The organism is Colwellia sp. (assembly GCF_013215345.1).
GTDB lineage: Bacteria > Pseudomonadota > Gammaproteobacteria > Enterobacterales > Alteromonadaceae > Colwellia.
In genome coordinates this window covers 24,746-34,878 of the sequence record NZ_JABSOV010000037.1, presented here as the reverse complement: position 1 = coordinate 34,878, position 10,133 = coordinate 24,746, and the positions used below count along the sequence as shown (strand labels likewise).

Below are 10,133 nucleotides of genomic sequence, written 5' to 3'. Positions count from 1 at the left end.
GCCATGGAAGGTACACACTTTGCCAAGCTCGATTTAGCGGGTCATTATATGCCTACATCTGCCACTTTCCAGCAAGGATGGCGCTGTGTTGCTGACCTTAGGCATGAAGGTAAAAGTCGTATTTGGTCGCTAATGGAAAAGGGCACCACAGGCAGTGTTGATAATGTTGCTTATGCTGATAGCAGCGGACGCAATCTAACTCAAGCCGGTGGTTTACAAGCGTTATACAACAGTGAGGCAATTTGTGGCTTTAGTGATTGGTCTATCCCAACAATGGATCTGCTCAAATCATTAGCAACTGTCGACTACTCTAATAGTTATACCACCATCGATAGTTCGGTATTTCCGCATCATCAGGGTGTGAGCACTGGTTACTACTATTATTGGAGCAATCAATCTGCCTCGTCAGATAGTAAACATACGCTTTATCAGTACAAAAGCGACCATAGTGGTTATGGTGACGAGACAACGTTAAGCAATGCGGTCGACGGTTTTGGCGAAGAGAACTACTTAACCTTTGCTCGTTTATATCGTCAAAAACAGCAACAGCTATTAGACAATGACGGCAATGTCGTCACCGATATTGCAGATGCCTATTGCGCCAAAGATCAATCGGGCCTCATTTGGCAACTGCCAAAAACCTATGATGTCAGCAGCCGTTATCAAACTGTCGCTAAAATCACCGGCCTTAACGATGATGGCACAGTTGAAAGCAATAACATTGCTAATGAACTAAATATTGCACCACAACCCTTATGTGGAAAAACCAATTGGCAATTACCAACTTTGGCACAGTTACAGGAGCTATATGCTAGCCCACTAAATCATAATTTCTTCCAGCATTGGGCCGTGACTAGTGATGACAATTACGATAAAGATCATTACTTAGCTCGTGATCTTAATTCATCATCATACAACCTTTGTTTAGCTATCAGTGGCTCAGACTCTAGCTGCAGGCGCAAAAATTATAATGGTGCACCACCTTATCAATATACTTACATGATGATAAGCGAACCAACTAAACCAGTACCCGCAGCACCAACTAATGGCGTGGTAGTTGACACCGCTGACATCAACAGCTTCGGCTGGGATAATGTTAGCGGCTTTGCTAACCCAAGCAATTATCAATACACGATTGATGGCGCGGTGAATTGGGTAGACGTTAGCGCCAATCCACAACCACTTAGAGATAGAAATATTACCGCGGGTGATGTGCAGGTACGGATTAAAGCCCAGCCGCTGCAATATTTACCAGTAGGTAATGTATTAGCGTCTGTTATCGATTTTACTTCATTAAAGACGTGTGCAAGTTACGAACAGGACGGTTTATGTTATACGCTCTCTAGCACCACTAAAAACCATGGCGATGCAACCGCTGATTGCCAAGCTAATGGGGCTGAGTTGGTGTCAAAAGATAGTGGAGTTGTAATTATGGACCTTGTCAATGGCTTAAGCCTTGATAGTAACGCTTCATATTGGCTTAAAGAAACACAAGCCCCGAGTCACCCGAACTATGCGTATTCTATACGATATGACAGTTGGTATACCCCTAGCTGGTCAGTCGATAGTGCTAGCAAAAAACTACACACCGAGCAACCATTTATCTGTGTTCAATAACCGTTTAACTTGTTAATAAACAAACCCCGACATGTTCGGGGTTTTTATTGGCTAAAACTTTATCAAAATCAGTTTAACTAGTCAAAAATCACAGACAAAAAAGCCGACATATAGCCGACTTTTGATAAAAAACGAAACAAAACTAGAGCAAATTAAAAAACAAAGTGCCAATAAATACCGGCATGGCGGGCATCAAACGCCACTTCACCTGTGCTAGTGTCTAGAACCTGCTCTGGGTTAGCAATATTGCTAGTCACATCGGCTTTATAATCAATAAATACCGCTCTAAATTCTACCTTACTGTGCCATTGTGGTAACTGATACACCAGTGAGGCCAAATAACCTGTCGCAGTACTAAAATCAGCTTGTGAGTTAATAACTAAGTCATCATCAGTGCGTACTTGCCCATCAATAAGCCCTTGTGCCTGCAGTGCTAACATCTCCGGAAATTCATTAAATACGCGTAATTCAGTATCTTCTTCACTACGTGCCGGTTTTACCAAAAGCGGCGTAGATTGCTGGCCTAACTTAATATTAAGATGACTAACAAGCCCTAGGCCAAGCTGTAAAGTATCAGTAAGCTGGTAGTAAGGTATAAGCTCTAGCTCAAGACGTGTAAATTTTATATCAGGATCACTAATACGATCCCAATGATACGCACCGTTTACCTGAATGCTAAAGCGTTCGTTTATTAAATAGTTTGCACCTAGTCCTAATACGGCAAAGCCGCCCGTTTTAAGTTTTTCACTATAACTAACACCGGTTACCTGCTCTCCGTCTCGACTATAAGTCACGTCTGTACCACCAAGGGCTATGGTATCTCCACCATTGGTAATACCAGCAAAAATTGACCATGAGAACTTTTCTTTATTTGAAAAGTCTTGCTGTGAAAAAGCTTGCTGCTGATACGTTTGTGCTTGCACAGAACTTGGGCTGGCAAGTGTTAATCCCAGAGTAATGGCGAATGCTAACGGGGCTAATGTTAATGGCGTTAATGTTAACGGAGATGATGTGATTTCCGTTTGTTTCTGGTTCATTAAATGGCTTCCTTGAGGCTGTGCTTAATGCAGCCTGTATTTGATAAAAATTCAATATCTTGATGAAAGTTCATAGCTTCATCGATAAAGATTGCTTTGATATGCTCTTGGGCATAACGACTATTAACTAACGTTGGCTCAATACTCAGTGCCGTACTAAAAACACCACTCGTAAGCACGCTTTGACTTAACACAGAAACAGCTAACACTTGTTGGGCAACACCTTGACCAGCAAGAATATGAGAACCTTGCTCGGCGCCGTAATTAAACTGTCGATGATAATGTCCTGAGCTAGCTAAAGCCTGATCAGACAGAGCAATGCTGCCACAAATTTTATCAACAACTTTTGGATGCTGAATAGCGACGCGAAAGGCGCTATTATCTGGCTTACGACCCCAAGAAATAATATCGCCACCAAAATTAATTAAACCCGCGGTTATGCCCTGTTTTTTACATAGCGCCATAGCCAGGTCAACACTGTACTCTTTCACTACGCCACCTAGATCAAACTGAGTATGACTGTTATTAAACTGCAAGAAGTTGCCACTAATTTGCCAGCTAGCCAAGCCCATAGCATCTTGGTATTTGGCAAATAGTTGCGCTCTAGTTAACTGCGGCCTTTGTGTTGCTGCTTTTTTAATGGTGCCAACACAAATATCAAATATCCCTTGGCTTGCTTGTGATAATTCACGAACACGGGTAAAAATAGCTAAGCTTTCTGGCTCAAGATGTACTTGCGATAAAGCGCGATTATTCACCGCTTTATTTAACCAAGAGTCTGCTTGATAAAAGTTATATTTTTTCTCTAACGCTAAGGTTTGTTTTTGCACCGCACTGGCAACTTTATTGGCATGCTCAATATCATTTGCCACTAATAATAATTGGCAGTTAACCGTCATCGCACAAAACTGCCAATTATAAATTTGTCTTTGCTCAGGTCGATCCGCAGCTTGGCTACTAGAAGCGATAATTCACTCCCATTACCGCCCAGCTCGCCGCAAACTGATTGCTTTGTTGGTAACGATTTACCGCTAAATCAAGTTGCCAATCACTTGTCACTTGATAGCTGATTATCAAACCATAGGTATCAGCAGAAAAGTCACCTAAGCGAGTATCATTACTGCCGTCACCACTGGCGGTAAAATAAGGCTCTTTAACGTTGGGATTAAGATAAAACTCTGCTTGGCCTTGTTGGTAACGAATGTATTCAGGGGTGATAAATACGCCATCAAATATTTCAAAACTTAAACTTGCACTAGCGGTATGCGAGTTTATACTCCAACTATCTTGATAATAACGGTAACTAAACTGCCCGGTAAGCCATGGCCAAAATTGCGTGGAGTAACTTAATTTAGTACCAAAACCATTGCGCACATCTGGTCTGCTATCGGATGCTAAAAAATACTCGTCATCGGTAATAACATCATCTTCATTAATATCTATGCCGCGCAATATGGTCAGATAATGGTTACTCAAATAGCCATTATCGTGATTGAAAAATAACTTCACATCAAAAACACTGGTTGGTGACAACACCTGAGTAAGCCCTGTTTCAAAGTTAATTACTTGAATTTTTTCCTCGGTGCGGCTTTGGTAACCCGTGCCAAACACTAAAGTTTTGTCATTTAAGTAAGCAAAACCTATATTAACCGAGCGGTTTTTGCCTTTATCTAAAAACAACAAATATGAGGCTGAAACACTGCTACTTTTGTAATCATCTTCTTCTGAATGAGCAAGACCAAGAACCCATTCATTACGGTAGACATCGCGTATGGTTAACGCTGCTGCTGCTGATTTTCGGGTATCTTCTAATGGCACTCTTTGTATTTGGTACTGACTTACATCATGGGCATAACCTAGTAAGGTTTCATCTGTCATCGTCTGAGCTTGCTCTAACTCATTTTGGCGAAAAATAGCTTCGTTGGCTGATATCTGCCCCGAATTGGCTATTTGCCAAGTTGGTGATGCGCCAGTAACCGAGTCATAACCAAGTGATAAGTCCAAACTATAATCAACACCAAAATCTAATTTCAACGCCAGTGAGGTATCCGCAACCTTAATGCGATCATCATCTTCTTGGTATTGCATTTGATGCAAAGACAATACTTGCTCAGCTTGAGCTAGACCAGAGCCAATAGCGGTACAACTAAGTAAACTGATTTTAATTTTTTTATTCATAACTTCTCTTTTTAATCGCGCTAAATAAACTCAGTTTATTTACAGCCACAACCTCCACCGGCAATACCATCACCGCCAAAGGTGGCAGCTTTTGAAATATATATTTTGCTAGCAAATTTTTTCATCACTGGTGCGACACCAGCGGGTGACATAACAGGCTCAGCTAATTTAGCTTTTTGCCAAGGCTTCACTTCTTTGTCGATAAACCAATCATCAATCCAAGTAAAACCTTTATTTAACCACTGCCCTGCTGGACTAACCGATGGCGGTGGTTTTTGATCAATAGCGACAAGTGCCAGCAAGGGTTTGATCTGCTTAGCTGACCCTACTGAATTCCCCTCATTTTTTGATTTTTCAGCTAAGGTAGTTTTTACTAACGATTTACCTTGCTCTCTTCCTTGTTCCGTATGTTCATCAGTGGCTGGATATTTACTTGTTGCACTAGTACGGCCCTTAGTTTTGTATTTTTTCACCACCCTAACACTACTCGTTATCTGACTGGGTTCTTGGGCAATCACATGACTAGATTCTTCGCTACTTACTTGTCTCTCAGCAGTAAGTAAAGTTAGCTTTTCTGCGGCGACAACTTGCACGGAGAAGACCATAAAAGCAGCGCTTATTACTAGGTGAATTTTCAATATCACTTAAGCGCTCCTAATTGGGTTAAATCCTGCTTGATGACCTCGCCAATTTGAGGGATGGCACCAAACCTAATGCCCAAAACTTTATTGTGTTGAATGTAATACAAGGCAGGCATACCAATAGGTTCAAAAACACCAATTACTTGCTGGCTTTGATCGTCAATAACACGGAACGATAGCGCTATTTCTTTTAAAAACTTTTCGCCTACTTCAACATCTTCATCCACTTGTATACCAACAAACTCAACGCTTTCACCTTTTAATTTTTTTGACAAATGATCAACTTCAGGCAGTTCAATGCGACAAGAAACACACCAAGAGGCAAAAAAATCAACCATAGTAATTTTTTCGGGATCCAGTGCTAGTTTAGCGGCTAGCTCTGGCGGTAAACTATCGCCGCGCTGCAATGCCTGTGCTGTGCCTGTCATGGCGAATAACAAAGTTAAACTAAGTAACACCGCCATAGTGCCATTGATAATTTTATCTACGGGTAGTTGGGTAAAATATTGCTTATTGGGGAAAGTTCTACTGTTCATCTGGGGCCTCATTAAGGGGTTAGCACTAAGGTGCGTTCGTCATTTAATTTATCAATAATTGTTTTAAATACGCCTTTTAAATCACTGGCGTAATTTGCGGTATAAAAAGAGTTGTCACTGGCGCAGTAACGCATACGCTGCTCAGCTTCTTGGTCGTTGTAACTATTAGGAAAATACAAGGAGACTATACGTACACCAAGGGTCTCCTTGATATAACTGCACAGCGGTAGTTTATCTAAACGACAAATATCATAGCCGCCCGCAGAGTAACTGCTCTCTTGCTCAATTAACTTACACCAAGGAGTACGGCCGCCTGGGTCACCATCAGAAATGAGCAATACAACTTTCTCTGTACCTACAAGGTTAAATTCGCTCGGTAACTCTTCATCGGAGAATTCTTGATATTCTTGCCACTGTGGCGTTAACATACGCAGGCCCCATAACAGGCCTTGATCTATACTGGTGCCGCCACTTGGTGCATTGCTTTTGCCTGCATCGACAATAGCTCGGTCTATTTTTTGCCTGTCATCGGTTAATAAAATTCGCTTAGCATTGGGGCCGGAGCAACCTGAGTCGGTGCTCTCTTCTTCTAAACTGACATCAACTGTTTGCTGTAATTGGGCATAATCTAGGTACTGGCTAATCCAAGGATAATTTGGATTCCAGATGTCATTACCACTACTGGTCAAGTATTCGAAACAGTGATTCGACTGCTCATAGTAATCATTGGTCAATGAGAGGGTAATACCATCACTAAAAGGCGTAATGGCAACTTTTGCTTGTTGGTAGCTGCCATCTTTTATGGTGAGTAAATCGGTTAATTGCGCCAGCGTAGCTTGCATCTCATCGGTTTCTCCGTACATAGAGCCGGAGTAATCCATAATAATACTGAGTTCTAGGTTATGTTGGTTAACGCCACTTACAAGATTTGTTGAACCTTTTATACTTATGACTCCTTGATCGCCCAGTAAGAAATATTCAGAGTCACTACTAATACTCAACTGATAAATGCCATTATCATTACTGATATGCACACTGTCAGTGCCAATATCAGCTAAACCATTAAATTGCTTGATAATTGCTGTTGCTGCCGATAAATCAGAGCCGGTTTGCTTATCTTCATGTGAGGCGTCACGTAAGGCGATATACATGCTGGCAACTTCACTGGCATTGCCAAGCTGTATTTGTTTCGCAAAAATAAAAGATACTGTAATGGCCATTGCGCCTAAAGCGATTAACGGCAAGGTAACCAATAATGCGGCAACAAAAATCATACCTTGCTGTTTTTTTAGAGAGTCAACCCGGTAAGGTAGGACTTTCATCCTGTTAGTCATCATGTCGTTTCTCCCTTTTCACCATCACTGAACGGGCATATAAATGACTAAAATCACTGGAGTCGCTGAACTTGGCAAATAAACTTGTGCCCTTTATGTCTTGGCAAAGCTGTACCATGAAAAGTCCCGGCTCTGATTTGCCATTACTTGCTTGCGGTAAACTTTCGGCAACGGCACCGGCGCTGCGCCAAGCACAACCACCACTACCATGACTAAAAATAATAGGATCGCCGCCATTACCGGTATGGTAATTATTAAACTCATAAACCCGCACCGCGATATCGTCTTGGGATAATTCATTGCGGGCAATGCGCGTTAATTGTGTGACTTGCTCTTGGCTAAGTGGCAGTACTACTTTTTCGCCTGAGCTTGAAAGCTCAGAGTAATATTGCTCTCTGTGACTAATAATGGTCGCCAAGCTATAACTTAAGCGCTCAAGCTTACCCTGCTTTTGCACATAACTGGTTAAATCAAAGGTCAATAAAACTATCATCAATAAAAAGGGCAGTACTGCAAGAAACTCAACCAGCACAACGCCTTGTTGCTGAGCTAAACCATGATGGTTAGATATAGTGTTAATGCTCATGTTTCACCAAAATCCCGGCACTAAAGGGGAATAAATCTTGTAACCAAGGGCTAAGCAAAGTCTCTTGATAAGAAACTGTGTATTTAGCCAACGGAGCATCTATAGCTGAAGCACTATCGCTTGGCTCTTGATCAGCAAGTTTCTCTGGTGAGCTATAAAATTTTGCCTGTTCAACCACCAGCTTGCTGCTATCTAATAATGAGGCTGGATTAGCTTTCATTGCTTGCAATAATTCGCTTTGATAATTAGCACCCGAGGCAGTAGATAATTTTACCTGTCGAGCAGCTTCGCTCAGCACATGATTAAGGCTGGCATAAATGATAAGGCCGCGCGCTAGCTCTAAAGCACTAAAGACTATGAATAAAAAAAACGGCAGTAAAAAAGCGACTTCCACCATCATGCTGCCCCGTTGTTTATCTTTACCGCGTAGCAAGCTGTTAAAGTTAGAATTAGCGCTAACCAAGGTCTTGCTCCGTGATTAAATTAAGCTTGCTGGCATGACTAAATTGCAGATAATATTTTATATTCTGCTCTATTTGCTCTTGGTTATAATCTTTAGATAAAACCCGTTTTGCTTGGTTTTTATTGCCATTAAGGGTTAAAGCAAAGGCCAAGTTATTACGCATTTTTTCACTACTACGCTGTTGGCGATATAAGGGTAATAATAATTTTATTGCCGCTAAATATTGCTCACGCAAAATATGATTTAAGGCCAAATTATTTTTAAACTCTAAACTGCCAGGTGATAACGCCAGTGCTTGCATTAAGTATTGATGAGCTGATTGGTAAGAATGCTGCCAACTATAACTGACACCCAAACCATTGAGACTGGTGATATCAAAAGCATTAATGGTAATTGCTTGGCTAAATGCCTGCTCAGCTGCTTGGTAGTCTTGTTGATCTAAATAATTTAAGCCCAGTTGACGCCATGCCGCTAAGTTGTTGGTCGACAGTTCAGTGACTTGTTTGAGGTAATGTACCGCCAACTCATTTTGCTCAATACCGCGATACGCTGAAGCTAAAGACAATAAAACATCAATTCTTTCCGCCGTTTCTTCAGCGCTAGCTGAATAGTCTTCACTTACTTGTCTGTCTGCACTCGCCAATAGCTTTTGGTATAAGGCAATGGCACTGCGCATATCACCACTTTGCAAAGCAATATTTGCTAAGGTGGTTTCTGATAATTCAGCTTTTATTTCAGGTACTGGCGTTTGACAGCCGCTGAGTAAAAAAAGCATGATGAAATTCAGCAGTAAAAGAGTAGCTTTCATTTGCTTAACTATGGATTTTTTATTCACTATTGCATTCCTTTGAGTGCATCAGTTAACAGCGCAACTTGCGGCGCAACTAAAATAAGTAACAAGGGAAAAAATACCAGTAACAGCATAGGTAAAGTGATTTTAGCGCTGAGTTTTGCGATATTTTCTTCCAACTTTAGCTTACGCAACTCTCTAATTTCATCAGAAAAATTGCGTAAGGTTTGTGCCAACGGTGAGCCAAAACGTTCGGCTTGAATCAAGACCGTGACTAAGGCGTTAATTTCTTCTGATTGGTTACGCTCTGCTAATGCTATTAAGGCTACTTTTTTATCTGGATCAATTTTCATTTGTGCCAAGGTCAATTGCCACTGCTTAGAAAGTTGAGGATAAACATCCACTAATTGCTCACTGACAATAGTCAGGGCACGTTCGAGGGTGGCTCCCGACTCTAAGCAGATAACTAACAAAGCTAAACTATCCGGCAAAGCTTTAACTATTTCTGCTTGATTGCGCTTTTGTACTTGCTCTAAATAGTAATCTGGGATTAAGTTGGCAATAAAAGCCATACCGGCAAATAACCATAACTTGCTACTACCTGCGCTCGCTTCGTAGCCCAAAAATAACCAAGCCAATAAAAATGCCAATAGCGCACATAGCAGTTTTGTTAGTAATAAGTACGCCAGCGCCTTAGGCTGAAATAAACCAGCGCCATGAAGCGCAGCTTGCAATTTTACGGTTTCTTTTTTTAACCAATGCACCTCTTGTTTAGTGGTAAAAAGTGCTTCGCCACTGGCAGAAATTTGTACTGTGTTGTGAATATGCCGTTGTAATCGTTCTTGCTGCAGCTCTTCACGCAAGGCTTTTTTGGCCAGCAGTAAGGTTAAACTACTACCGGTAATAAAAAGAAATACACTGATCAGCATCCATAAATTATCCAAGATTAAG

11 protein-coding genes are annotated in these 10,133 nt (G+C 41.3%); 1 reads left to right on the top strand and 10 read right to left on the bottom strand.

The genetic code is table 11. From position 1 onward, the window contains the following. Positions 1–1,617 (top strand): DUF1566 domain-containing protein (locus tag HRT50_RS07780; RefSeq protein ID WP_291613094.1); only part of this gene is annotated, 1,617 nt, incomplete at its 5' end. 152 nt (positions 1,618–1,769) lie between these two features. Here HRT50_RS07780 and HRT50_RS07775 read toward each other — a convergent pair. Genes HRT50_RS07775 through HRT50_RS07730 form a run of 10 tightly spaced genes read right to left on the bottom strand, consistent with a single transcriptional unit; the run spans position 1,770 to position 10,126 of the window. Beyond that, positions 1,770–2,654 (bottom strand): hypothetical protein, encoded by an 885-nt coding sequence (locus HRT50_RS07775; protein ID WP_291613092.1) that lies wholly within the window; start codon positions 2,652–2,654, stop codon positions 1,770–1,772. Then, positions 2,654–3,553, bottom strand: coding sequence for an FAD:protein FMN transferase (locus tag HRT50_RS07770; protein ID WP_291613090.1), 900 nt, complete (start codon positions 3,551–3,553; stop codon positions 2,654–2,656). Before HRT50_RS07770 ends, HRT50_RS07775 begins: the two co-directional genes overlap by 1 nt. A 58-nt stretch (positions 3,554–3,611) precedes the next feature. Further along, positions 3,612–4,832: a DUF3570 domain-containing protein gene (locus HRT50_RS07765; RefSeq protein WP_291613089.1), complete on the bottom strand. Its 1,221-nt coding sequence runs from the start codon at positions 4,830–4,832 to the stop codon at positions 3,612–3,614. A 35-nt stretch (positions 4,833–4,867) separates the two neighbouring features. Continuing rightward, entirely contained in the window at positions 4,868–5,476 is a 609-nt protein-coding gene (locus tag HRT50_RS07760; RefSeq protein ID WP_291613087.1) for a DUF4266 domain-containing protein, read from the bottom strand. Further along, positions 5,473–6,009 (bottom strand): thioredoxin-like domain-containing protein, encoded by a 537-nt coding sequence (locus HRT50_RS07755; protein ID WP_291613084.1) that lies wholly within the window; start codon positions 6,007–6,009, stop codon positions 5,473–5,475. The genes HRT50_RS07760 and HRT50_RS07755 overlap by 4 nt, the downstream gene beginning before the upstream one ends. Positions 6,010–6,020: 11 nt before the next feature. After that, positions 6,021–7,346 (bottom strand): hypothetical protein, encoded by a 1,326-nt coding sequence (locus tag HRT50_RS07750; protein ID WP_291613082.1) that lies wholly within the window; start codon positions 7,344–7,346, stop codon positions 6,021–6,023. Continuing rightward, positions 7,336–7,929 carry a tight adherence pilus pseudopilin TadF gene (gene tadF / locus HRT50_RS07745; protein WP_291613080.1) on the bottom strand — a complete coding sequence of 198 codons (594 nt, stop codon included), beginning with the start codon at positions 7,927–7,929 and terminating at the stop codon, positions 7,336–7,338. Before tadF ends, HRT50_RS07750 begins: the two co-directional genes overlap by 11 nt. After that, the gene (locus HRT50_RS07740; protein WP_291613078.1) at positions 7,919–8,392 is read right to left on the bottom strand and encodes a TadE/TadG family type IV pilus assembly protein; all 474 of its coding nucleotides are present in this window, start codon (positions 8,390–8,392) and stop codon (positions 7,919–7,921) included. Before HRT50_RS07740 ends, tadF begins: the two co-directional genes overlap by 11 nt. Further along, complete coding sequence (locus tag HRT50_RS07735; RefSeq protein ID WP_291613076.1) at positions 8,385–9,227, bottom strand: lipopolysaccharide assembly protein LapB; 843 nt, start codon at positions 9,225–9,227, stop codon at positions 8,385–8,387. The genes HRT50_RS07740 and HRT50_RS07735 overlap by 8 nt, the downstream gene beginning before the upstream one ends. Continuing rightward, positions 9,227–10,126 carry a type II secretion system F family protein gene (locus HRT50_RS07730; protein WP_291613075.1) on the bottom strand — a complete coding sequence of 300 codons (900 nt, stop codon included), beginning with the start codon at positions 10,124–10,126 and terminating at the stop codon, positions 9,227–9,229. The genes HRT50_RS07735 and HRT50_RS07730 overlap by 1 nt, the downstream gene beginning before the upstream one ends. Positions 10,127–10,133: the final 7 nt, after the last annotated feature.

What these genes read in the sequence shown, in the direction of transcription:
- HRT50_RS07775 (WP_291613092.1), bottom strand. Translation starts at nt 2,654, where the DNA reads ATGAACCAGAAACAAACGGAAATCACATCATCTCCGTTAACATTAACG.
- HRT50_RS07770 (WP_291613090.1), bottom strand. Translation starts at nt 3,553, where the DNA reads ATGACGGTTAACTGCCAATTATTATTAGTGGCAAATGATATTGAGCAT.
- HRT50_RS07765 (WP_291613089.1), bottom strand. Translation starts at nt 4,832, where the DNA reads ATGAATAAAAAAATTAAAATCAGTTTACTTAGTTGTACCGCTATTGGC.
- HRT50_RS07755 (WP_291613084.1), bottom strand. Translation starts at nt 6,009, where the DNA reads ATGAACAGTAGAACTTTCCCCAATAAGCAATATTTTACCCAACTACCC.
- HRT50_RS07750 (WP_291613082.1), bottom strand. Translation starts at nt 7,346, where the DNA reads ATGATGACTAACAGGATGAAAGTCCTACCTTACCGGGTTGACTCTCTA.
- tadF (WP_291613080.1), bottom strand. Translation starts at nt 7,929, where the DNA reads ATGAGCATTAACACTATATCTAACCATCATGGTTTAGCTCAGCAACAA.